This window comes from Salinicola sp. JS01, from assembly GCF_030284585.1.
GTDB lineage: Bacteria > Pseudomonadota > Gammaproteobacteria > Pseudomonadales > Halomonadaceae > Salinicola.
In genome coordinates this window covers 1,225,592-1,249,169 of record NZ_CP127244.1, presented here as the reverse complement: position 1 = coordinate 1,249,169, position 23,578 = coordinate 1,225,592, and the positions used below count along the sequence as shown (strand labels likewise).

Annotated in this window: 25 protein-coding genes; all 25 read right to left on the bottom strand. The window is 64.5% G+C overall.

The window, feature by feature from the left end; genetic code table 11:
• Position 1 precedes the first annotated feature (1 nt).
• The 25 genes from QO259_RS05685 to QO259_RS05565 all read right to left on the bottom strand — a co-directional run bounded on the left by QO259_RS05685 (position 2) and on the right by QO259_RS05565 (position 23,558).
• Positions 2-820 carry a hypothetical protein gene (locus QO259_RS05685; protein ID WP_285952134.1) on the bottom strand — a complete coding sequence of 273 codons (819 nt, stop codon included), beginning with the start codon at positions 818-820 and terminating at the stop codon, positions 2-4.
• Positions 817-2,178: a hypothetical protein gene (locus tag QO259_RS05680; RefSeq protein WP_285952133.1), complete on the bottom strand. Its 1,362-nt coding sequence runs from the start codon at positions 2,176-2,178 to the stop codon at positions 817-819. Before QO259_RS05680 ends, QO259_RS05685 begins: the two co-directional genes overlap by 4 nt.
• The gene (locus QO259_RS05675) at positions 2,175-7,247 is read right to left on the bottom strand and encodes a coiled-coil domain-containing protein (protein WP_285952132.1); all 5,073 of its coding nucleotides are present in this window, start codon (positions 7,245-7,247) and stop codon (positions 2,175-2,177) included. Before QO259_RS05675 ends, QO259_RS05680 begins: the two co-directional genes overlap by 4 nt.
• Positions 7,248-7,569: 322 nt before the next feature.
• Positions 7,570-7,932: a hypothetical protein gene (locus QO259_RS05670; protein WP_285952131.1), complete on the bottom strand. Its 363-nt coding sequence runs from the start codon at positions 7,930-7,932 to the stop codon at positions 7,570-7,572.
• A gap of 133 nt (positions 7,933-8,065) precedes the next feature.
• Positions 8,066-8,332 (bottom strand): DUF1799 domain-containing protein, encoded by a 267-nt coding sequence (locus QO259_RS05665; protein ID WP_285952130.1) that lies wholly within the window; start codon positions 8,330-8,332, stop codon positions 8,066-8,068.
• A 71-nt stretch (positions 8,333-8,403) separates the two neighbouring features.
• Positions 8,404-8,748, bottom strand: a complete 345-nt coding sequence (locus QO259_RS05660; RefSeq protein ID WP_285952129.1) for a hypothetical protein — start codon at positions 8,746-8,748, stop codon at positions 8,404-8,406.
• Between the two features lie 76 nt (positions 8,749-8,824).
• Positions 8,825-9,778 carry a phage tail tube protein gene (locus QO259_RS05655; protein ID WP_285952128.1) on the bottom strand — a complete coding sequence of 318 codons (954 nt, stop codon included), beginning with the start codon at positions 9,776-9,778 and terminating at the stop codon, positions 8,825-8,827.
• Positions 9,759-9,947: a hypothetical protein gene (locus QO259_RS05650; RefSeq protein WP_285952127.1), complete on the bottom strand. Its 189-nt coding sequence runs from the start codon at positions 9,945-9,947 to the stop codon at positions 9,759-9,761. Before QO259_RS05650 ends, QO259_RS05655 begins: the two co-directional genes overlap by 20 nt.
• Before the next feature lie 23 nt (positions 9,948-9,970).
• Positions 9,971-10,702, bottom strand: a complete 732-nt coding sequence (locus tag QO259_RS05645; RefSeq protein ID WP_285952126.1) for a hypothetical protein — start codon at positions 10,700-10,702, stop codon at positions 9,971-9,973.
• Positions 10,699-11,226: an HK97 gp10 family phage protein gene (locus QO259_RS05640; RefSeq protein WP_285952125.1), complete on the bottom strand. Its 528-nt coding sequence runs from the start codon at positions 11,224-11,226 to the stop codon at positions 10,699-10,701. The genes QO259_RS05645 and QO259_RS05640 overlap by 4 nt, the downstream gene beginning before the upstream one ends.
• A complete protein-coding gene (locus tag QO259_RS05635) occupies positions 11,213-11,551 on the bottom strand; it encodes a phage head closure protein (protein ID WP_285952124.1) in 339 nt (112 codons plus the stop codon). The genes QO259_RS05640 and QO259_RS05635 overlap by 14 nt, the downstream gene beginning before the upstream one ends.
• Positions 11,548-11,877 carry a head-tail connector protein gene (locus QO259_RS05630; RefSeq protein WP_285952123.1) on the bottom strand — a complete coding sequence of 110 codons (330 nt, stop codon included), beginning with the start codon at positions 11,875-11,877 and terminating at the stop codon, positions 11,548-11,550. Before QO259_RS05630 ends, QO259_RS05635 begins: the two co-directional genes overlap by 4 nt.
• Positions 11,874-12,317 carry a hypothetical protein gene (locus QO259_RS05625; protein WP_285952122.1) on the bottom strand — a complete coding sequence of 148 codons (444 nt, stop codon included), beginning with the start codon at positions 12,315-12,317 and terminating at the stop codon, positions 11,874-11,876. Before QO259_RS05625 ends, QO259_RS05630 begins: the two co-directional genes overlap by 4 nt.
• Before the next feature lie 66 nt (positions 12,318-12,383).
• A complete protein-coding gene (locus tag QO259_RS05620; RefSeq protein WP_285952121.1) occupies positions 12,384-13,625 on the bottom strand; it encodes a phage major capsid protein in 1,242 nt (413 codons plus the stop codon).
• Positions 13,626-13,629: 4 nt separating this feature from the next.
• Positions 13,630-14,331, bottom strand: a complete 702-nt coding sequence (locus QO259_RS05615) for an HK97 family phage prohead protease (RefSeq protein ID WP_285952120.1) — start codon at positions 14,329-14,331, stop codon at positions 13,630-13,632.
• The gene (locus QO259_RS05610; RefSeq protein WP_285952119.1) at positions 14,321-15,595 is read right to left on the bottom strand and encodes a phage portal protein; all 1,275 of its coding nucleotides are present in this window, start codon (positions 15,593-15,595) and stop codon (positions 14,321-14,323) included. Before QO259_RS05610 ends, QO259_RS05615 begins: the two co-directional genes overlap by 11 nt.
• Positions 15,595-17,328: a terminase large subunit gene (locus QO259_RS05605; RefSeq protein WP_285952118.1), complete on the bottom strand. Its 1,734-nt coding sequence runs from the start codon at positions 17,326-17,328 to the stop codon at positions 15,595-15,597. The genes QO259_RS05610 and QO259_RS05605 overlap by 1 nt, the downstream gene beginning before the upstream one ends.
• Positions 17,291-17,806 (bottom strand): phage terminase small subunit P27 family, encoded by a 516-nt coding sequence (locus tag QO259_RS05600; RefSeq protein ID WP_285952117.1) that lies wholly within the window; start codon positions 17,804-17,806, stop codon positions 17,291-17,293. Before QO259_RS05600 ends, QO259_RS05605 begins: the two co-directional genes overlap by 38 nt.
• 134 nt (positions 17,807-17,940) lie before the next feature.
• Complete coding sequence (locus QO259_RS05595; RefSeq protein WP_285952116.1) at positions 17,941-18,255, bottom strand: HNH endonuclease; 315 nt, start codon at positions 18,253-18,255, stop codon at positions 17,941-17,943.
• Positions 18,245-18,706: a 3TM-type holin gene (locus tag QO259_RS05590; RefSeq protein ID WP_285952115.1), complete on the bottom strand. Its 462-nt coding sequence runs from the start codon at positions 18,704-18,706 to the stop codon at positions 18,245-18,247. The genes QO259_RS05595 and QO259_RS05590 overlap by 11 nt, the downstream gene beginning before the upstream one ends.
• Positions 18,703-19,002, bottom strand: coding sequence for a hypothetical protein (locus tag QO259_RS05585; RefSeq protein ID WP_282235650.1), 300 nt, complete (start codon positions 19,000-19,002; stop codon positions 18,703-18,705). Before QO259_RS05585 ends, QO259_RS05590 begins: the two co-directional genes overlap by 4 nt.
• Positions 19,003-19,016: 14 nt before the next feature.
• Positions 19,017-19,637 carry a glycoside hydrolase family 108 protein gene (locus QO259_RS05580; protein ID WP_285952114.1) on the bottom strand — a complete coding sequence of 207 codons (621 nt, stop codon included), beginning with the start codon at positions 19,635-19,637 and terminating at the stop codon, positions 19,017-19,019.
• 246 nt (positions 19,638-19,883) lie between these two features.
• Positions 19,884-20,267 carry a hypothetical protein gene (locus QO259_RS05575; RefSeq protein WP_035470030.1) on the bottom strand — a complete coding sequence of 128 codons (384 nt, stop codon included), beginning with the start codon at positions 20,265-20,267 and terminating at the stop codon, positions 19,884-19,886.
• Positions 20,268-20,323: 56 nt separating this feature from the next.
• Positions 20,324-20,656 carry a hypothetical protein gene (locus QO259_RS05570; RefSeq protein ID WP_285952113.1) on the bottom strand — a complete coding sequence of 111 codons (333 nt, stop codon included), beginning with the start codon at positions 20,654-20,656 and terminating at the stop codon, positions 20,324-20,326.
• A 319-nt stretch (positions 20,657-20,975) separates the two neighbouring features.
• Entirely contained in the window at positions 20,976-23,558 is a 2,583-nt protein-coding gene (locus tag QO259_RS05565; protein WP_285952112.1) for a bifunctional DNA primase/polymerase, read from the bottom strand.
• Positions 23,559-23,578: the final 20 nt, after the last annotated feature.

Genomic DNA, 23,578 nt, shown 5'->3' with positions numbered 1-23,578 from the left:
GTCAGACCTCGAGGAATTTCAGGGGAGCGGCGTAGTTGCGGTAGCGGTCGTGGGTGTCGCCGTATCCGCCGTCGAGCTGCGCGAAAAAAGCCGCGCGCAACCGGTCGATGCTGCCCCGCTGTGGCAGGCAGTCGAGAAACACCGTGGCCACGCTGCCGCGCTGGGCGAGATCCACGGTCAGCCGGGTCATGTCGCTGGGCGTCAGGTGATCGAGGCGCAGCGCCAACTCGCGCCACACGAACCCGCCGCCCCGGGTGCGCAGCGAACCGCCATAGGTGCGCGTGCGCTTGCCGTTGTCGCGCCAGTTGAGATCGATCCCCCAGCTCGGCCCGTAGACCGTGGAGAACCACTGGCCCGCAGCGATGCGCCAGATCTCGAGCGCGCCGCTGGCGTTGGCCGGGTCGTTGATCGTCAGCCGGTAGCCGCGGGCGGCGGTCAGCGGGGTGTCGATGATCGTCAGCGGCTGGGCGAGCTGGTCGTTGTATGTCGCCATCCATGGGTCGATGCCCGCCCGCCACACCCCGGCCGGGATGTAGTCGGCGGTGATCACCGAACCGCTCGACCACAGGGTATTGCCGTCGGAGTCCAGCAGTTCGAGCACCAGGTCGGCGGCGCCGCTCAGGTTGTGCTGCGCCAGCACCACGGTGTCGAGGTAGCGCGTGCGGTCGAACGTGGCAGTGATCACCTGCTCGCCGGTATCCGCCGAGCGCCAGCGATACTCGCGCTCGTCGCGCTGAGTGGTGTCGATGCCGCACTCGGCCGCCGCGCTGGTCGCGGTAAGCGTCGCCCGGTCGTGCAGGTTGTCGAGTATCAGCCTCACAGCCAGATCCCTATCGTGGCCACGCCCTGCCCGGTGTCGCGGCGGATGCGCAGCACGCGCCCGACGCGCCCCACCAGGGGCGGCACGTTGATGGTGATGGTTTGATGCAGCTCCAGGTCGAGGCGGTACGTCTCGCACTCCCACACCTCGCGGCGCGTGGCGTGGAGCGCCAGCAGCCGGTCGCGCTGCACGACGGCCTCGGCCTCGAGCTGCAGCGCGCTGTCGCGGGTCACCGGCTCGGCGAGCGGGTGACCGGTGAGCGTCTGCGCGGCGACGCTCTCGTTCCATTCACGGCCGAACCGCGCCGCCTGGGCCGGATCGTTGACGAGGATCGTCCCGGCAACGGTGCGCAACGGCGCCTCATTGCGCTGCCAGCGCAGCGTGAGCTTGGGCCAGGCCGCCTCATCGCTGGCCAGCGACAGCGAGCCGTCGGTGATGTCGTCGCGGCCGAGCGTCACATCGGGCGTCGCCCCCGGCTCGACGAGCACCCGGGCGGTCAACTGCCCCAGGGCGTCGACGAACCAGTGCGCACCCAGCCCCTGGCAAAGTCGGTCGAGCAGCTGCGCGCCGCTGGTCTCGGCCTGGCTGTACAGCCCCACTGCCACGTCGGGCAGATCGACCAGCCCCAGCGGCAGCCCGTAGTGGGCGGCGATCCACTGCACGATCGCCGCCGGGGTGTCGTGCGCCTCCACGGCTGCGGCAGTGATCTCGCTGCCCGTGCCCGGGGCGTTGTCGAGCGTGAACCCACCGCCCGCCAGGTCCGCCGTGTGCGGCACGGCATTGCCCAGATCACGCGGCGTGACGCTGGTCAGTGGCAGATAGCTGACGCGGTAGTGCAGCGTCGTCGTGCTGTCGCTGATCGCCGGGACGTTGTAGTTGACGCCCAGCAGCAGCGGCACCGGCCCGGCATCGCCCGGCAGTTGCCCGGTGTCGATCGGCGTGTCGAGCTGGCTCGAGGCGTCCATCACGCCCAGCACGATCTTGTCGCGGTTGACGCTGCGCCGGCCTTCGATGATCGCGGTGGCGATCTGCCGGAACTCACCCCGGGGCCAGTCCGGCGCGCCGAGATACAGCCGCACCGGGTAACCCCGCCACTGATAATCCGCCCAATGCGTGATCGAGCCGTCGTCGAGCAGCTCGATGTCGCCGAACTCGATCATTCCATCGAGCCGCGTCGAGACGTCGACCGCCCGCTCGAGCACCCCTGCATAGCGCGGCCGCGCCAGCCCTTCGGATGCCGGGGCCAGGTAGCCGGCATCCGAGACCTGCTCGGTGCCGGCGGCGTGCTCCAACTCGGCAAGGGTCACGCGCACCGCGCCGGGGTCCCGCAGCCAGGCGCGCCATTGCTCGTCGGTCATGTGGTGCTCCGCTCACGTGTGCGCATCGCGCGGTTTGTGGACTCGGCGGCCTGGGCCGTGCGCTCGGCGGGCTCGATCACCGCCCCGGTGTTGTCGATGACGACCCCGGTGGCGGCGATCAGCGCGTCGAGCTTGCCGCGCAGTTGCGCGTTGTCGTCCGACAGCCGGTTGACCGCCCGGACCAGTGCCGACAGATCCTGACCGCTCCCCGACTGCCCGCCCCCAGTGAATGCCGGCGGCACGATCGCCGGGGGCAGCGCGCGGGAAGCGTCGAGCGACTGCATGCCCGCGCGCACGGTGTCGGCGATGTCGCGGGTCAACACCATCTCGTCGGCGTGCAGCACCGCGCGATAGCCGTCGTACGGCACCCGGTCGAGGCCGTCGCGGTGATAACCGTCGATGCCCTCCTTGGCGCCGTACAGCTGCGAGTGCTCCCACGGTGTCAGACCGGACTCGGCGAACGCGGCCCATACCTCGTCGATTGTCAAGTCGGTCTTGCCCTGGGAGGCCGACTTGTTGAGCTGATCGCGCTTACGGGCGATGTAGAGATCCGGGTCGAATGCCGCGCCGGAGGACTGGTCGTTGCCGTCGTAGCTGGGCGACACGCCCTCGGACGCGCCGATCTGCACGTAGTGCTGATAGATTGACCCGTAATCCTGCATGATGCGCTCGCGCACCTGGTCGATGGTCCAATCGGTGCGGCCGCCCTGGGCGTTGGCGTTCGTCTGCTGGGTCTTGTTGTACAGATACGCGGCGGTATCGAACTGGTCCTCGCTGACCAGGCCGCCCGCGCCACTGCCGATCGAGCCGGGGTCGTAACCCGGCAGGGCCTCGGCGATGGCCTGGGCCAGCGTGGTCGGCAGATCGCCGAGCAGATCGCCGATGTTGCCGAGCGACGTGAGCTGATCGCGCAGCGCCGCGGTCGCGCGCTGCTCCTCGCGCAGTTGCTGCTTTGCGATCGACTCTTGCGAGCCGAGCGTGTCGAGCTGCTCGCCGTAGAGATCTTCCAGCGAGCGATACGTGTCCTCGACGCTGAGCACGCCTTGCGCATACTCGGCACTCGACTGGCCGTAGGCTGCTGCCAGCGCTTCGAGATACGCATCGCCCGATTGCCCGAGATTCGATGCCGCATCCGGGTTGGTCTCGGCGCGCACGGACTGCTCGACCCACTGCCGTTGCGCCTCGTCCAGCCGTTCGAGCGGGTCGAGGATCGAGCGGTCGGAGAGCAGCAGATCGTCGGCCAGTTGCGAGACCGTCCGCACCGCGTCCCGCCACGACTCCATCGCCGCGCGTTGCTCCTGCGCGGCCGCCTGGGCGGCGGACATTGCCGCGTCGTAGCCGGCCAGGGCGTCCTCGACGGCATCGACGGTGCCGGTCGCATAGAGCGAGATGCGGGATTCCAGCGCGGCCTGCTCGCGCTTTCGCTCGAGTTCGGCCTCCTGCTGCGCGACGTCCTTGGCGGTCTCGCCGATGGTGTCGGCGATTTGCGAGAGCGCGTCATCGAGGGACAGTGAGCCGTCCTGGATCTGGTCGATCCAGGTGTTGAGCGCGTCGGTCGTCGGTGCCTCGGCATCGAGATCGCGGTATTGCTCGGTGAGCGCATCGCGGATCGACTGCGTCGATTGCGTGAAGGCCGGCGCCAGCTGCATGAGCTGTAGCTGCAGCTTCTGCCCGGCGTCGCTGTTGAGATCCTGGGCCTCGACCAGGTCGCGCAGCGCGGCCGCGCTGTTGGGCATCTCGACGCCCAGCGTTTCGAACTGCGCCGCGAGGTCCTGATACGAGTTGCTCAGGCGCTCGTTGTCGCTGTAGACGGCCTGGTAGTAGCTCTGGTGGATGGCGGCGAGCTGCTGGATACCGCCGGCCGCCTCGGCAAGATCACCGGCCGCCTGCAACGCGCCCTTGGCCGTGGCATCGAACTGTAGCCCGAGGCGATCAGCCGACTCACCCAATAGCTCGACAGCCTGGGCAGACATCACAATCGACTGTGTCGCTGCCTCGATGTCTGAGCCGTCTGCCAGCGCTTCACGGAACTGAGCATTCATCTCATCGGCGACGGCAGACGCCATGTTTTTGCCGACGCTTTCGACCTGCAGCCCGCCGGCCAGCGCCTGGATCTGCTGCTCTAGATTGCCGCCTAGCTGACTGATCGCATCCTCGAACGCGCTATTGCTCTGATCGACGATGATGTCCATGCGCTTCTGCATGAAATCAGACGCGTCATCACCTTTGTAGTAGAAGCCGTTCAACGCTTCTTTGATGCGACTCGTCTGGCTATCGTCCATGAACTGGGCCAGCGCGTTGTCGGCCTGCTCCAGCGCATCGAGGATCTTGATGAGGTCATCGGGCTCAACGACCTCTTTCGACAGAAAACCGAAGCTGCCGAATGCGGTCGTACGGCCGCGCCCCAAATCGCCGTCGGCATAATCACCGGAGGAATACCAGGGTGTGCCGTCGCCTGGGTCTGTGTCATAGCCGAGATCCTGACCCGTCACATGCGGATTGTCCGACATCTGGCTGAAGCGGAACCCAAACTTGCGCGATCCGCCGAAAAGGCCATCGAGCATCGCGCCGCCAATTGTACCTACAGGCCCGAGCAGCGTGCCGCCCCACTTCGCACCGGCGCCGCTGGTGTCGATGCCGAGCCAGTCATAGACGCCCAGCCCCTCGAGCCCGGCGTTAAGCGCTTGCTGTGCAGCCCACGCGGCAGCCACTTGCGGAACCATGCTGCCAGCCGTCGCCATAAAACCGGTGCCCGCCGCCGAGCTACCTGTAGCGATATTGCCGTAAAGCCCGCCGCTGGCCGCCACATTCCCATATAGCCCACCAGAAGCCGCGGCGCTGCCGCTGGCGATATTGCCGTAGAGCCCGCCCGAGGCGCCGGCGCTGCCGCCGCCGAAGACATTCCACGCCTTGCTTCCCCACTGCGCGTAGTCGCCGAGATCGCCGATTGTTCCCGACACCTGATTGATTCCACCCACGGTGCTCGCACCACTGGTTGCACCGGGAATTCCGAGTCCGCGCTGCATATCGGCGGTGAATCCGACGACTATGGGGCGGAGCAGGGCCTGATATGCGAGCTCGGCGAGAAGGCGCTTGAACCCATCGAGCAGCTGGCCGGCGAAATCATCGAATCCATCGAATGCGCCCGCGAATGCATCAGCGAACGTTTCGTCGATGCGATTAGCCGCTTCTTCCCACGCTCTCGCCATTTCCTGCGCAGCAGGGTCAGATTCGAGCGCGAGCTGGCGCATTTCGTCGCGAACGTTGGCGAGCATACGCTGGTACTGCGCGCCCGTGATATCTCCGCGGCGGTATGCCTCAGTGATGTCTTGCACGGCCAGCTCAAGCTCGCGGGCCTTACGCTCGTGGGCATCGTAAGTGCGCGTCAGATCATCGACGCGCTTGGCCTGCTCTTTCGCGGCATCGCTGCTGTCGATGTAGGTGTTAGCCGCGCGATTCCATAGATCGAGGTACTCATCGAGCGTGAGCGAGCTGTTGAGTAGCCCCTTATTGAGTATTGCCGTGCTCTCGCCGAGCTTCTGCTGGGCGTCGTAGGACGGGTCGAGCGAGCGGCGCAGCTGCTCAAGGGCTTGGGCCTGCTCCTTGGCAGCCTTTTCCGCTTTCCGCCTTTCGGCACTATCGGCTTTCGTTGTCTTTGTCAGCTTATCGATTTGCTGATCGACTTCGGCCAGCATGCGGCGGTATTGCGCGGCGTTCTTCGGATCGGCCGCCATCGCTTGCGAAATGGCTTCTCGGTCCTGGCGAAGCTCGACGAGCTTGGTGTGCTGCTCGTCGTAGGTCTTGATCAGTGATTTGATACTGGATTCTTCGTCACCATTGCCCGCGGCGCCGGCGTTCGCCATCTCCTCACGACGCTGCCGAATCTTTTCCAGGCTGTTCATCAGCTCGACCTGGCGCGCCCACAGGGACGCCATATACTGGTTCTGGCTGCTGATCTCACCCGATAGGCTATCTGACACGCCGCCATGCGACTGGTCGTAGAACCTTTTACGGGCTTCGAGCTCCTGCAGATCAAGCATCGCATTCTGTGCTTCGCGGGATACGGACTCCAGCTCAAGTGACAGTGTCTCGAAGCTGCTGTCGAGTGCCGCTTTGTCGCCGTCTCGAATGGCAGCGGCAAGTCCCCGGATCGACTCGTCAGCGGCCTCGGCGAGCGGGTCGACGAGACCCAACTCTTCGCGGTAGGTGTAGATCGCGCCGGCGGCGAGGATCGCAGCGCCCGCCGGCCCCCCAACCAAGGAAAGCGCCCCGGCCATGGCCCGACCGGCAGCGGCAGTTGCTGCCATACGCCCCTGGGTCACAACAAGGGCCTGGTTCAATCGTCCGGTCGCACCCAGGGCGATAGCCATCCCTTCGGCGATCTGGGTGCCAGCGGCAAGGCCATTCTTGCCGACAGTGAGCAGACCCGGGCCAAGGCGACGCGCCAGATACACGGTGGCCAGCGTGCCCACCGTAGTCATCAGAACGTCTAGGACTTCATCTGCCCCGCCCGCCTGCTCGATCAGTGTCGTGAGGTTGTCGGTCGCGCTTGCCAGGCCTGGGCCCAGGTCGGCGATGAGCGAGTTGCTCAGCCCAGTAGCGACGCCCTGCAGCTGGTTCATTGCCCGGGCAGCTTCTACTGCACGGTCAACATCAACTTGATCCATCGCAACGCCCAGCGACCGCGCTTCGCTGGCGTACTGCTTGAGCGCGGCGGCATTGTTTTCAAGCAATGGCTGGAGGAGCGTGGCATCGTCGCCCAGGGATTCGAGGACGTTCACCTGCGAGTAACGATCCAGCTGCTGCAGCCCTTCGGCAATCTTGAGAATCGTCTGATCGGGGCTCAGCTGGATGAGGTCAGCGGCCTTGAGGTTCAGGGTGTTGAGTGCGTCGATCGCCTCGCCGCCGCCGTTGCGATATGCGTCGCCGATCTTATCTGCGACATCCTTCATGATGTCGCCGATCTTGTCGGCATCCATGCCGACTTCCTGACTGGCGTATTGCCACTCCTGCAGACGCTGCGTGCTGACACCAATCGACTCGGCCAGCGCATCGGTGCGCTGGATCATCTGCGCCTGACCGGCTAGATTGCTGACCGCGAACGCGCCAGCCAGCGCAGCTCCAACGCCGGTCGCGGTATTCTTGAGGAAATCCAGCTCACGGCTGGTGGAATCAATGTCCTTGGCGAACTGCCGTGAACGTTTGCCGCCATCGTCGAGACCGACGGCTCAGCTTTGTCAGTTGATCGTCAGTCGCCTTGATCGCACGGATACCGCCGGTGGCATCGCCCTCGATGATAAGCGCTGTTCGATATTGCTTAGCCATGAGCGATCCTCAAATTTCAGGCATTAAAAAACCCGCCGGAGCGGGTTTTTATGATGTCTCTAAGATTTACTTATAGGGCGCGCAGAACACCCCCCACAGGGCAGAAAAGTCCTCGGACTCGCCTTCAATGCTTACAGATTTTCCTGCCGTAACAAATCTTTTGTATCCAGATTTTCCGCCAAATGAATTCTTGGCGTTAACCTCTCCGCATCCTATGGCGTTACCGCCAGACTGGCCAAAGAACTCGTTCCTAAACTGAGCAGAACTAGGATCTTTTAAACCACTTCTAACCGCGCTTCTGAATATCTCTCTGACCTCATATGTCCTTGATAACTTCCTTGCTTGCTCTGTGTTTTTCTCGTCTGAAAAACACCCCTTGACACCAAAAACAACAAAAAACACCAGAAAGAATACGACTATAAATTGCATTAATTGGACTCCCTTGGTTACGCCACCAAGGGAACTTTAGCGTTTACGGAACCAGCAATCCACCCACGGGTGTGGCGCAGATAGAGGCAATGCCGGCCGAGGGATCGGCCAGCGGTTTGAAGGAGTGGAAGGGTTATCGCGCATTCATCACTTCAAGCGCCCCGACTTCGATGTGGCGCAGCTGCTCGAGGCGTTCGTCCTGCTCGTCGAAGCCCAGCCGGGCGAGGCGCGGGTGGGCGTAGATTGCGCCATAGTCGAGCCCCTGATATTGGGCACCGCCCATGCCGGCGACGATGCGCCACTGGGTCTGCACACCGAGGAACAGCTCTAGGGCCGGCCAGTTTTCGGGCCAGACGGCGCAGTGCTCAGGGGACACGTCGTCGGGTTCGTAGTCGTCCAACCCCCAGGCGGCGGCGTCATTGGCGCGGGTATCCTGGATGCTGCCGCCCGCCCAGTACCGGCCGGCCTCCCTCAGTTTTTTGCGGCGGCCTCGCCTCGGCCCTGCTGGGCGGCGAACCAGGACAGCACCAGCGGCCGGCGGATGTAGGCCTTGCGCATCAGCTGATCGCGGAGGTCATTGGTCAGCTTCAGCGGTTTGCCCTTCTCGTCGCTCATGCCCTCGATGTCGAGCAGGTCTTCCTCGACGAGCTGGTCTTCGGGCAGCTCGCCCTTCTGCATCTGCTCCTGACGTTTCTGGGCGTCGGGCACATCATGCAGGCGCCAGCGTGCCGAGACCTTGACGGTGCTTTCTTCGCCCGGGATCTGGATTGTGACGGGGACGGTGATGTCGGTGACTTCTTTGAGCAGGAATGCCATGTCGGGCTCTCACGATAGACGGAACGAACAACGCCGCCCGGAGGCGGCGCGGTGAAGGGTTGCCGGCAGAGCCGGATCAGGTGAACACGATGGAAACGTCGTCGTCTTCGGCGTCGCTGGGCAGGAAGCGCAGGCCGAGGTCGTAGTGCATGATGCCCTGGTTCTCGCTGGGCGAGATGCTGCTGAGCTGCACCTGCTGACCGCTGATCTCGATGATGTTGCCCTCGGCCGTGCCGTGGGTCAGAACCACCGGCAACAGGGTCTGGCCGGAGTGGCTCTCGACCTTGGCGAAGTAGTCGACCGTGGACAGGTCCGGCGCTTCGATGTTGGTCGACCCGGAGACCTGGCGGTTGGTGACCTCGACCCCCTCGTAACTGACAAGGTTGCGGTACGGGTACTCGATGCCGAGATCCAGCGAGAAGGAGGACATACGCGCCGGGTTGCCATCGATGGTGAACTGGCTGTTCTGCTTGTTGACCGGCAGCTCTTTGGCCTGGGCACTTTTTGTCGCTGCGCTGGCATCGCCGACAGCCGTAGGCCGCTGATAGAGGCCACGTAGCTGGAACTGCGCATACGGCAGGCCCTGGCTGTCAGTGGTGAACGAGACGGTGCCGCGCACGCCGGTCATGTGCTGCTGCTGGGTATCCTCGAGCCACCACATCTCCAGCGACTCGAACCCGGTGCTGACCGGGGCGTAGATCACGCTCTCGCTGCCGGTGGTCGCGTCGATATTCTCGGAGAGTCCACACACCCGCAGCAGCGGCCCGAACCCCGGGGGTTCGCCCTTGGTGCCCGAACCCGACAGCGGCGCGCGCACGGTGCGCTCTACGTAAGGCCCGGTGTTGACCTGCTCGAATCCGCCGAGGCCGTTGCGCATGCGCTCGCGATCGACGGTGTTGCCAGCGTAGGGGTTACCCCCTTCCATGGTCACCAGCTCAAGGATGGTGGCCCCGGTCATGTCTGCACTGCCCTGGCCGTAGGTGGATTCCATCTTCACCGCGACAAGGCGCTTACGCCATTTGATCGGCATCGCCGTTCTCCTTCACGTTGCTGGATTTCGCCTGCGCCATCTGGGCGGCGGGCTCGCTGGCCTTGGCGGGCGCCTTGGCCTGGGGCTTGGGATCGGGCGCGGGCTGGGTGTACTGCACGCGCACGCGCTTGCCGTTGCGGATTTCGTAACGGCCGCCGAGGTTGGCCATGGGTGTCTCCTAAATGGACTGGATCAGGTGGACTGGATCAGGCGCTGGTAGCCGTAGAGCTCGCGCCAGTAGACGTGCCGGCCGGAAATCGCTGCGGGCTGGCCGGCCAGATACACCAGCGGCGACACACCGTCGTCGCCGGTGTCCATGCCCAGCAAGGCAGCGCCGACCGCGCGACGCTGGGCCTCGATGTCGTCCTGGTCGGCGACGATCACCACGGCGATCTGTTCAGTGACGGTCTGGCGCACCGCCCAGGCATCGAGGTCGTTATCCGAGGGTGACGCGCCGACAACGTGCACGAATGCTGCGGGTACGGCCGGCGCCGTCATGGCCAGCGCCGCGGCCTGCAGCTCGAAGTGCGCGCGGTACTGGAGCGGCTCGGGCTCGTAGTCAGTGGCGGCGTCGGTGATCGACCAGCTGACGGTGCTGCGGTGAGCCGCGACGCGGTCGATCAGGTCGTCGGTCATGGTGCGCAGCGGGTCGAACTGCGGCGAGCGCAGACTCAGGACGTAGGTGTCGACGCGCCCCAAGCGGTAGCCATCGACGTCGATCTCGTTCCAGCCAACCAGCTGATACACGCCGTTGGTGGCCGGGGCCTGCTCGGGCAGGTTGAGCGGCCACAGCGCGCTGTCGACGACGGGATCGACGAGCGTGACCAGCCCCGGCACGGTGTCGGTGCGCGCCGGCTCGGCGTCGCTCGAGCGCGCGGCGGTGAAGCCGGCGCCCTGAAGTTGGGTGATGATGGCGTCGATCATGCGCGGTGCTTCTCGAGGTAGCGGGTCAGACCCTGGTAGAAACGGGTGTCCATCTCATCGCCGTGTTGGCTCAGCGCGGGACCTAGGAATGGGGCTGCTTTCTGACCGGGGTGGCGGTAGCTGTAGGTCACCCACTTGCCGTCCCGCTTGCGCGCCCGATGGCTTTTCAGATTGCGGCGCACGGTGCGCGTGCTGGGCTCGACGCCGGTCTCAACTAGCCCGGCGATAAAGTCCTGGGCATAGCCGTTCACCTTGCGCGTCGGGCCGACAACGATAGCGACGCGGTCGTCGGCGATACCCAGCCGTCCACGCGCCGACTTGCTCAGCAGGCGGTGGCCGATCGACTGTCGGAGATCGCCAGTCAGCACAGAAACGTTCTGCTTGGCGGCACGCTTGACGGGCGACACGGCCGAGACCAGCCCGGTGCGAACGGCCTTGGCTTGCATATCAGCGGCGAGGCCTTCGAGATCCTTGTGCACCTCAGCCATCTGCTCGGCGTCGAGCTGGAATTCAAACCCACTCATGACAGCTGATCTCCAGTTCCCGGCGGCGCCCTTCCTTATCCATAGGCCGCCCGTCGACGCGGTAGACCCGACCGTCGTGCACCAGGCGTAGCGTCTCGCCGGTGGCGTTGGCGATTTCCTCGCGCCAGCGCATGCGCACGGTGTGCGTGGTGCTGCTGTTGGCCTCGTTGGCGAGGAACGTCATGCGGGTGCTGAGCGGCAGCACCTCGGCCCAGCGCGCCCGGGCCTCGGCCACCCACTCGGTGGGTGTGGCGCCGGAGGCGGACCGAGCGCCTTCCTGGTACCACTCCAGGGTGACGCGGTGGCGTAGTCGTCCGGCTCTCATAGGCCAATGTCCGTTCGGTAGGGCCAGAGCAGGCGCTCCGCACCCATGGGCATTTCAGTCACGATGTTGCCGACGCTGACCGCTTCACGGTTCTCGTAGAGATGCCCAAGCGTCAGCAAGATCGCGGCTTTGACTGACGCCGGCATGACCAGACCATTGGGGTCTTCCGCGGGCAGTGTTGTGCCCTCGGGGTAGAGCTTACGGCCGAGAAACTGCTCGGCCGCATCCTGGGCGGCGGCCAGATAGACACCGATGATCTCGTCCTCGGCGTCACTGCCATCTGCCCGCAGGTGCTGCTTGGCCAGGGCGAGATCGATCAGGTTCATGACTTACTAGCCTCGCCCTCTTCACCCTGCTCGCCTTCGCCCAGCTCGGGCTGGTCTGGCTCGCCGCCTGCACCTGACGTGTTGCCCCCGTCATCGTCATCGCCGGCGTCGGGATCGGGGTCACCACCTTCGCCTTCCCCGGCACCACCGTCATCGCCGGCCGGTTTCTCGGCTTCGGCGATGCGTTCACGCAGGGTCGCTTCCTTCATGCGGTTGGCGTTGGGGATCTCGAGTTCAGCGGCACGGGCGCGCAACTCGGCGAGCAACGCTTCGTCTTCGCCGAGGCCCTTGGTCTCCGGTTCCATCGGCTTGACCTCATGACGCGAGACCAGGCCGTTGCGCTCTAGCTGCTTGACGTGGAGATCGTCGGTCTCGAAGCGCGTGCCGGCCTTGATCAGGCCCGCTTTCCCGACGAATGTCTTGAGTGCTGTCACTTCCATGGCAATGCGTCAGGGCGGGTTGTCCCCGCCCTGCTCCCTGAAACGATGGGTTGTGGCTCGCGCCGATCAGCCTGAGACGGTGTCGGGGAAGGCGCCGCTCACGAACGACTCCGGCCGATACACGGCCAGCGCCAGGCGCTCCTCCGCGCGGACGGTGACCATGTTCTTGACGAAGTTGTCGCGGTCTTCGGTGGAGACTTCGACGGTGGTCGTCTCGCGGTCGAAGATCTGCGCGCCCATGTTCCAGGCGCCGGTGAGGAACGTGCCCTCGGGGATCGCATCGCTCTCCACCACCGGCAGACCCCACAGCCGCGGCTGCGTGGAGTTAACCGGATTGGCGAACAGGTAGGCGTTGTCGTCGGTCTTGGTCAGCTCGATCTCTTCCCAGTCCGCCGGGTGCAGCACGATGCCGCTGGCGCGGTACTGCGCCAGGCGCACCTGCAGGATGGCGTGACGCAGCACATCCAGGCGGGTGTCACCGGCCTTGGTGCGAGAGGTGTTGTAGTCCGACGCCTGCGGCAGGATGCCGAACAGGTTCTCGCCAGTACCGTCACCCAGCAGCAGCTGCTGGTCTTCGACGTAGGCCAGGCCATAGCGCAGGCGCCCATCGATATAGCTGGCGAGCTGCGGCGCATCGTCGAGGATCTGCTTGGTGGCCTGCACCCAGTGGGCGATGGTGCGAACATTGGCGTTCGCCAGACCAAACTTGATATCGGATTCCGCCTTGAGCGTGGTTTCCGCTGCCGGTGCGGCGTTGTTGGTGAAGCCGGTTTCCTGCACGTACTCGATCGAGCTGGAGTTCGTGCGGCCCGGCATGATCAGACTGCGGACCGTGAGAATCTCATCCGGCGAGGAGATGATGCCCGGCAGGCGCTGCGGGCGAACCAGGTCACCAGCGGAACCACCATCGCCGACACTGGTGATCGCCTTGACGTCGATACGGCCAGAGCTGCCGCGGCGATCCTTGATCAGCGACTTGGTACCTTCAGCCTCGGCGACAGATTCGCCCCAGCTCTTGGCTTTGGACTCCTGCTTGCCACGGCGAGAGCCTTTCTGTTCCAGCTCGGTCAGCCGGTCCTGCAGCTCACTCCCGGTCTTGGCCAGCAGCTCCAGCGAGGCCTTGGTGGCCTCGGCCATCTTGCCGGTCTCCTTGATCTCCTTCTGCGCGTTCTCGCAGAAGGTCTTGATCTCGGCATCGCGGTCATTCAGGGCCTGGATGATCTGCTTCATGCTCATCTCTTCGGGCTTGCTGCCATCGCCGCCGGACTTGCGGCCGAGTTCGAGGATGGTGGGGTGATGCATTCCCATAGGGTCAGTCTCCGAATGTGGGAAGTTTGAAGCCGCTCAGTGCGTCACTGAGGGCCTTGATTTCCGCCGGGTCAGGGTTGCCCGTGTCCCCGGACTCGCTCCGGAGCAGGTGCGACAGTCCACGGTTGGCGATGACCGCGGACTGGGTCTTCGAGAAGCCTGCCTCGCGCAGGAACCGCTCGAAGTCGGGAAGGTTGGGCAGCGTGCCTTGGGCGATGGCGAACTTGACCGCTTCGACACGCGCTTCGTCGTTGGCCGGGAAGGTGACGAGCGAGATCTCCATAAGCTCGAGTTCCTTGAGCCGCCGCACACGCTCGGACTCGTCGAAGCTGTCGTCGATGACGTAGTAGCCAATCGAGAGCCCCGAGACGGCGCCAGCGGCCATCAGCGCGTGCGCCTCAGCCGCCTGACGCACACTGTCTTTCAACAGCCGGCCTTCGACGTACAGCCCGCGCTCGTCTTCCTCGAGCTTGGTATAGATGCCGATCGGTTCGCCCTGGCGGTGCTGCCAAAGCACTGGCACGCGGCGGCCAGTGTCAGCGATAGCGCTCAGGCTCTTGCCAAACGCCCCGCGCTCGACAACTTCGCCGTAGCTGTCGACATTGCCGAAGACGCTGCCGTAGCCACGAAAAAGGCCGTCTTCGTCGACGGCCTTGATAGAGAGGTTGAAGTCTCGAATCTTGAGCGTTGCCTTCTTACGTTTCACGGGGCGCCTCCTCGTCGAGTAGCCAGGCCTTGAGCGCCTGTTTGGCCTTCTGGTCGTCAGTGCTCTGTCCGAGCATGGCCAAGCTGATCAGGTTCGATTGCACCGTGAGCACATCGCCACCCTCAACAGGCGGCAGGTTCTCTCGGGCGCGGATCTCGTTGCGGGTGTTGATGCCGTTCTGGGCGAAGCTCGCGTAGAGCGCAGCACGGCCGGCGCTATCTGCCCGCAGCAGCCCTTCGAGGTTGAACTCGGCGAACAGCGTGCGACGCTCCGTGCGTGTCATGAGCTGGCGCTTCACGGCCTGCTCGATGCGTGTCAGATAGGGCCGTAGCGCATAGGTCAGGAAGGCGATGTTCTGCTGCTCTAGCCCCGTGCCCCAGCTGGTCGTCTTCTCCGTGTGGCCGATCATCCAGGGCGGCACGCGGAACCAGCGGCAGATCTCTTCGATGTTGAAGCCGCGAGACAGCAGCATCTGCGCGTCTTCGGGGTTGAGCGAGAGCGGCTGGTAGGTGAAGCCGCCTTCCAGCAGCATGGTCTTGCCGGCGTTCTGGGATCCGGTGAACTCGTTCAGCGCGGCGTTGAACTTGTCGCGCTGCTCCTTGTTGAGAACTTTGTCGGCCTGGACGAAGCCGGCGGTCTGCATCCCATTGGCGAACGTCTTGCCGGCGGCCTCGTCGGTCGCCATGGCGATACCCATGGAGTTACGCGCAAAGCCGATCACAGACAGCCCCACCCGACCGTTGACGCCAAAGCCTTTGACGTGGAAGACGTCCCGCTCGGTCAAGGTCTCGCCGCCGTTCTCGCCGTTGTAGACGAAGAGCAGGTTGCCCTCGTCATCCGGCTCCGGGTCGTTCATGTGCTCCGGGTTGAGCGGCTCCAGCGCCACGATGATGCCGGCGCCATTGCGATCGATGCGGGAGTAGTGGTTACCCCACAGGGCGATATGCGCAATGACCACTTCCAGCCACTCGACCGATGTCAGGTTCGCGTGGGGCTGGTCATGCAGCAGCGCGTAAAGCGGGTGGTCGCGGCGAGCCTTCTTGCCGCCGGCATTGTCGCGCTCATACACGCCCAGCGGCAGCGTGGCGACCGTCTCGGAAAGCAGCCGAACGCACGACCACACCGCCGAGAGCTGCAGCGCGGTCTGCGCGGTGACGCTCTTGCCGGTCACGCTCTCGCCACCGTAGTAGGACGCCCAGAACGCACCATCGGTCAGCCGGATGGTCTTTCCGATCCAGTTGCGCGTCGCGGATAGCAGTCCCATCAGGCGATCACCATGTTGTTGATGAAGTCGTCGAGGTCTTCTTGCTCCTCGAGCTCGGTCAGTGTCAGCGCGGTCGCCATGACGGCGCCGACAATCCCGTCGACGCGGCCGGTGGACTTGGCCTTGTTGATCTTGCGATTGCCGGCTGGATCTTCCTGATAGACGGCATTGGCGGCGCACCAGGTCAGCACCGGGTGTCCGGTGTGGCGTAGCTCGCCATTGATCAGGCGCCGCTCGAACTCGTCGACGGCGGGCGACATATCCTTGAAGCCCTGGCCGACTGGCACCAGCGGCGGCAGCGTCACGCCCTCGTCGGCGATCAGCGCCTGCAGGTCTTCGATGCGCCAGCGGTCGTAGCCGATGCCCTGCAGGTCATAGCGCGCGGCCACTTCAGAGAGCTGGTGCAGCACGAAGCGCTTGTTGATCGCCCGACCTGGCGTCGTGTCGAGGTGACCATCCTTGCGCCACACCAGGTACGGCACCCGGTCCTGCTCGGCCTTCTTGGCCAGCCCTTCGTCGGGCAGCCAGAACCACGGTTTCATGCGCCACACCGGGTCGGCGTCGGTCGGCTCGAACAGCAGCACCAGGGCCGTGAGATCCTGCGTGCTCGACAGGTCGAGCCCGGCGACGCAGCGGCGCCCTTCGAGCAGCGTCTCGTCGAAGTCCTTGTCTTGGGTCGATAGCCAGGCGTCCCGGCTGATCGCCGGGTTGTCGGCCTGCACCCACTGGCAGAAGTTGAGGCGCCGCACGGTGGCCTCTTTCGAGGGCATGCCGCGCGCCTGGGTCACCTGCTCCCGCAGGTACTTGAGCCCGGGGATGCCATAGGCCAGCGAGGGGTTCGCCTTGTACCAGCACTGCTCGTCGTCGAACGGGTCATCGGTCTCGTCGAGACCGCAAACGAAGCCGAAGAACGCATCGTCCTCGAGCGCGCCGCTGGCGACCTTGTTCGCGTATTCGTGGTAGTCGCCACAGACGGTGAGCTTGTCCGTGCCGCTGTTGGTGATCATGAAGATCAGCGCCTGGTCGCGGCTCTTGGTGCCGGCGCGCATCATCTCGACGACCAGCGCCGTCTTGTGCTCGTGGATCTCGTCCAGCAGCGCAACGTGCGGGCGCGGGCCTGACTGGCCGTCGTCCGCCGCCACCGTGCGGAAGAAGCTCGACGTGCGGTGGAAGGCGAGGTTGTACTCCTTCCCCGCGGCCCCGGACTTCACCACTCGGGCGGCCAGCAGCGGCGACTGATCGACCATCGCCACGGCATCGCGGAACAGGATCTGCGCCTGGTCTTTCTTCGTCGCCGCGGCATAGACCTCGGCGCGGTTCTCGCCGTCTGCGACCAGTCCATAAAGGCCGATGCCGCCGGCCAGCGGGCTTTTGCCCGAGCCCTTGGCAGTCTCGACGTAGGCGACGCGGAACCGACGCCACCCGTCCGGCCCCATCCACCCGAACAGCGACCCGATGATGAACGCCTGCCACGGCAGCACCGTGAAGGGCTCGCCCTCGAACCGGCCACCGTTGAGGCGCAGCACATCTTCGAAGAAGCCGATGGCATGCTGGGCATGCTCCAGGCTCCACGTCAGGCCGCGCTCGGCGCCGGTCTCCAGGTCATTGAGATGGCGCTGACAGGCATGCCGAACCTGCGGCCCGGCGATGATATCGCCCGCGACTACCGCCTGAGCGTAGGCGGTCGCCCGGTCTTCAGAGACCGTACTTGGCGGCTGTCTCCGCTTGCTCATTGGGGAAGAGGTCTCCTTGCTTGACCGTGCCGGTGCCGAGCTTGGCGCGCGCGCTGGGGTTCAAGCCGAAAGAGTTCCCCGCCGCCCGCATGCGGTCCTCGGCGCGGTTGGCGATCTGCATCCAGCCGGACATCTGCTTGTAGCCGCTGGGTGTGGTCATCAGGTGTCCACTCTCGCCTTCGGCCTGGGCCATCTTCTCGCGCGCCTGCTTCCAGTCGGCCCAGGCCTGGCAGTAGACGGCCAGCTCGCCGCGGTCGATCTTGGTCATCAGGCCCAGCGTGACCAGGTCCTGCACGATCCGCTTCCACTCCGCCTTGGCGTCCTTGGTCAGAAAGCTCGGGCACGGCGGCGCCTCGGCGTTCAGCTTCGGCGCCGCGTTGTCGTGCAGGTCGTGCGACGCCTTCTTCGACGGGTTCCCACGCAGCGCGTGGACGTTGGCCGGCAACGAACGCCGGCCGGAGTTCCGGTTGCCAGCCATGTGAAATCCTCGTGTTGATACCCGGGGGCCTAGATACCCCCCCTCCCATTTTTCCCGCTCTGACAAAGAGAGGTAGGCGGGCGGTCTATGGCGGCCAGGCTGTAGACTTTTGACCCACCCCCGCCCAGGCGCGGTCAGGCCCAGTGGTGACCCGGGTCGACCGGCATGCCATCGGTGTCGCAGCCCGGTAGCGAGCCGCCGTTCTCGATCCGCGCCTTCTCGATGTCGTGGCACGGCTTGCACAGCGGCTGCCAGTTAGAGCGCCGCCAGAACAGCTTGAGGTCACCGCGATGCGGCACGATGTGGTCGACGACCGTGGCTGCAGTGACTCGCCCGCGGCGCTGGCAGAACACACAGAGCGGATGCTCCTGCAGGAACTGCTCGCGCGCCTTGCGCCACTTGTGGCCGTAGCCCCGAGCGTTGGCGTTACCGCGCCTCTCATCGCGCATCGATCTCACCTGCCAGCCGCCCGGCCTTCGCCTGCTCCTTTGCCACCTGCCCCTGCTGCCAGGTAGCGATGCCACGCTCGGCGGTCTGGCCGGCGATGTAGCCACCGACGCCAAGGGTCATGAGATCCCACAGCGACTGGGGCAGCGGCAGCGTCAGGCCGACGCCGAACATGGCGCCGAGGTACGGCGCCACCAGGTAATTGTTGGCAACGATGGCCACGATCACCAGCATGAGGATCGGGCGCCAGTTGCGTTGCAGCCAGCTCTCGCCGTTGGCCTCGGACAGCAGCACCTGCATGCGTGCGTCGAGCGTCGATGAGCGCTCGGTGATCAGCAGCTTGGTGATGTCAGCCTTCAGACGGGCGGCCTCATCCTTGTCGGTCACCGCCTTATCGACGATGCCCAGGATTGGCGAGACCACCGCACCAATCGCCTTGTCGACGATGCTCATTGGCTCTTGCCCTCCAGCACCGTGACCCGCTCGCGCAGATTGCGGATGTCGGTGCGCATATTGCCCAGCTCACGCTCGGCGTCCGACTTGGGGTAGTAGGCTGTGCTCAGCTCCTTGAGGCTCGACTGCACGTCAGCGAACTGCTGAGCCAGATTGGTCAGCCGCTCATCCTGACGCGCGAATCCCTCACGCACATCGATCAGGCTGCTACCCGCCCAACCGATGGCGGCGACGATGACCGCGAGCAGCGCGGTCTGGATGTGGCGTTCGATGATCGGGCGCGACCGGACAGGCATGTCCTGTTCCTCACTCATTGCGCGGCCTCGGTGTAGAGAGTGACGGCGCGCTGGGTTGATAGCGGCCCTGCGATTTGTGTTGTCAGACCCACGACTCGGCGAAACCAGCCGTAGGCAAACGCCTCTTGTGTCGGGCGTTTTCGTGTCAGCTCGCGGCAGAACGCGATGCGGCAGCCGTTGATCGCCGCGGCCAGCACGGTGACGCCCTCAGCGCCACGTGCGCGCCGGTACCCTTCCAGGGCGGCCAGCGTCTGGCTGCCGACGGCGCCATCCTCGGCGACATCGGGATAGAGCCGCTGCTGATCGTTGAGCGCGTTGAGCGTCATCTGTAGCTCCAGGCCAGAGCGGCCCGGGCCACTGTTCACGCCGTAGTCGAACAGGTAGCTGGCCAGGGTCTCGCTCACCGGCTGGATGCTGTCGAGCGCCAGGGAATCCCAGTAGTGCCGCTCGTAGATGCGAATCGCCCAGGCCAGCGGGAAGTCGCGCATGTCGCCGGAGTAGCCGTCGGCGCGCGCCACAGCATCGGTGATCCCATAGCGGGTTGGGCCGCCACGGTCGGCCGGGTGATTGACATAGCCGCCCTCACGGTCGATCACCTCGGCGATCAGCCGTTGCTTGAGCGTCGTTGTCATCATCTGGCCTCGATAGGGTGCCCGGCCGGAGCCGGGCGGGGCTGTCCACCACAGACAGGAGCAACTGGTGACCCGAGCGGGCAATAAAAAACCCGGCCGGGGCCGGGTGGAATGCTGAAGACGCTGCGGGCAGTAAAATTTGACGTTGGCCTATTTGTATATGCCGAGTGCCCTGGCATCAACGCCTCGGTAATGCCAGCGCCGCAATATGTAGTGAATGTTGCAGGGTCGCGGCTCAATATGTAAAAGTCACGCAGAGCGGCGACGCTTGGCCTTCTCGGCCAGATGACGCTGCAGCGCCACGTGGAGTGAGTCGATGCGCTTGTAGTAGGCCCGCTTGCCGATCTCCAAGCGCTCGCACTTGGCTTCGCTATACCCTCCGTCGCGGTAGTGCTCGAACGCCATCTGCCGGTGCCGGCCGCCCAGCTCACTTAATGCAACATCGGTGTCCCAAGCCAGATCGGAGAGGTCGTCATTCCAAGGTGTGCTTGAGAACTTGGGTCCATTAGTGCGAGGAGGCAGGCCACCGAACTCAATAGCCTGGGCAAGCATCGACGCTGGTTGGCGTGTATAGGCTGGCCGGTCGAACTCGTCGGCCCAGTGCTGCAGCAGTCGGTCCATCTCGTAGATCATCGGTTTGCTCCTGTGGTGATCGCCGGGCATCTGGTGGTGGCAGGTGCCCAACGCTGCTAGATCTCGTTGCTGACGTCGCGGCCTAGCTGCGCGCCGTGCTGGATGACGCCATTCCATTCGTACTGCGTGAGCCCTACCTTCGCAGCCTCCTTAACCGCCCATACCCCCTCGTCGTCTGTCCAGCGCTCAGCAATCTCGATGTAGCAGCAGCTTGAATTACTGTCGTACCACGCAGACTCGACCAGGTGCTCGACGCCTCGCTCCTTCAGTGCCACGGCAAACGCCAGTAAGTCACGCATTTCCCACGCCAGCCCATGCCGGCTAGATAGGCGAACGCCACATGCCACCAGATCCGAGTGATTCACTGTTCCCGCTTCGTAATCGGCCATCTCAGCTCTCCAATTCCAACCCTAGACAGAAATCACCCAACCCTAGACAGAACCCTAGACAAGTAAAAACCTTATAAATCAGATTATTACTATCAATTGTCTAGGGTTACTAGGGTGTCTAGGGGTACTCGCGCGTATAGGGGAATTTATAACCGCCTGTGAATAACTGCTTATAGCATTGCGCACGTGCGCGCACGCGGGGTAAACGCTAGACACCCTAGACAGGGGCTCATAAATCCATATGAATCAGTGTTTTGCATTGTCTATACCCTAGAAACAGACCCTAGACAGTGCCTAGACACCCTAGACAGGCTGAGCGCTACGCGGCGTCGTTGGCGGCATTACCGCCGTATGGCTTCACCCAGCCCCGGCATTTGTCCCAGCCGAGGGGATTCCACCCAGCTTCCAGCGCGGCATCGCGGAAGCGCTTCACCAGCGCCCCCAGCTTGCGCCCATCGCCGAGATCCACATCCACCGGAGGGTCGGGGAGGTAGAACATTGACCTGACACGTCGCTCATCCATGTCGTACCAGCCCATCTGCTGATCGCTCTTGGGGATCTCGCTGCTCATCAGCAACGAGAACTTGGTCTCGCTCATCGTGTGCTCGCGGTTCTTGCTGCACCACTCGAGGAATAGATCATGCACGTCCTGCGTCCGGGCCACGCCGTAGGGCACACCGAGCAAGCCACTACGCCAGGCCGCCAGGAAATTCTGCCATGCCGCGCGCGACATCTCGACCAGTCTTTGCCTTGCCCGCGTCATTGGCGGGCGCGTGCGCTCATCGAAGTCGCCAACATCGTAATTCAGCAGGTAGTGATAGAACGCCGAGACGCCCTCACCATCGAGCTCCCGCTTCAACGCCTGGGTGGCATCTTTCGGCAGGGTCTCGTTGGGCCAGATCACCAGCATGCGGCGGTCGTTCTCACTGATCGGCCACGGCATCACCTCGTTGGAGAGGAACGCCGCGTTCATGTAGTTGGTCTGCTCCCAGCCGCTGACGAACTTCGCCTCGATGCGCATCGTCTTGCCGGTGATCATGTGCTTGATCTTGCCGACCTGGTTATAGCGCTGGTCGCGGCTTACCACCTCCTCGAACACGCCATAGAGCTTGTTCTCCTGCCACTGGCTCCAGCTCGACTCGAGCTGCACCTGCCCTACCGTGGCCCCGTACTTACCGTAGATCTCGCCCATGATATCGGACATCAACAGGCTCTTGCCCGACCCCTCCATGGTCGAGTGTGCCAGCACCGCCGTATCCAGCTTGGCTCCCACGTTCTGCAGCGGGTACGCCAGCCAGCAGGTCAGCCAGTGCATCGCGGCCTTGTCTCCGTTGCACAGCCAATGGATCAGGTAGACGATCGAGCGGCAGCTTTCCGGGGCGTCCACGGGGGTCAGCGGCAGCCCCTCGAAGGTGTTGATGTACTCGGCCGGGTCCTTGGTCATCCGTGGGTCGAACACCAGCCTATCGTGGGGAATCTGCTTGCGATCCGGCGAGTTCACCCAGAGTGAGAACGCATCGCCCAGCGCCAACTGCACCGCGCCCTTGGGCAAGCGCATGCGCAACTGGCAGTCCCAGATATCCTGGGTGCCATCGAGAAACACGTAGCGCTCCATCGGCACCATACCGACCTTGCCCGCCTCACCCTTCAGCTTGGCGGCGAGCTTGGCATCGTCGGTCTGGCGCTTGGCCTGCTCTGCGTCGATCACCTTCTTCTCGGTGGTATCCAGCCATGCCTTGGCCAGCGCGCGGGTCACCAACGCTTCGAAGGCCGCCCACTTCAGGATACGCCGGCGATGCAGATCGAAGACCTTCTTCTCTCCATCCAGCAGCGCGAACCGCCGATGGATCATCTCTGCCGACCACTCAGGGTCGCCGCCCCCTTCGCCCCCATTGTCAGGAGCCGCGGGCGGTGGCGCTTCTTCAGGCAACGGCGGCAACTCACGCTTGCGATGCTCCATGCCCAGCATCCGCGCGGCATCGCGCACTGCCTGGCGCTGATCGCCGCCGTGCTGCAGCAGGCAGAACGCGTCGAAGGGGTCGACCATATGGCCGTTGTTCAGCGGGTCCGAGGCGTGATGCGAGAACGCCGCGCCGTCGATGATCGAGATACCCGGCAACTTGGTGCTGCTATGGGGATACATCCAGCGCCGGCCACGCTTCACGTACCCATGCGCGGCCAGAACCTGCTCAATATCGTGAGTGCGGTTGAACGCATTGATGACCGACTCACCGTCGGACGCCGGGCGCTCAGGACGGTGGGGCCTGGGGGAGGCTTCCGACTTCGCCCAAGGGCAAACGCTCAGGGCGTCCCGCTTGAAGACGTCCCAGTTGACCCACGCCGCCAGGATCTCATCCGGCAGCAGCGGTACCCACCCCTCCTGCGGCGGCGTGCGCCAGACATAGGGATTGCCGGTCCCCGGATGGATCGAAGGCGGCAACACATCCTGCACCGCCCCCGCACGAAACTCGACCACCGTGAAGCTCCCAGCCTCCTCCCGGTTGGGCCATGACAGCGCGTGCCGGGAAAGCTCGACGCCGGGCGGCACCCGGAACAACAGCCGGCAGCGCTCGGGGTTACCCACCACCGTCGGATAGGCGGCGATCATCTCATCCAGATCCAGCCCCAGCAGCTCGGCCAGCACCTGGCGCGTGGCGGGCACGTCATCGACATCCAGCGAACACAGCCCGGATGTACCCAGCACCACGCCGATATTGTGGTCGCTATACTGCTCCCAGAACGCCTGGGCCATATCGGGCTTAGCCAACTGATTCTCGGGCTGCTGCCAGCCCGGCGTCCGCGGCGCCTTCTGCCCCGGCGGAATCGCCACCAGTGACATCCCCAGCTTCTCGACATAACGGCGTGCCCAAACAGCCCTACCGCACGGTGTACTATCGGCCATTGTTACCCCCCATGCTTTTG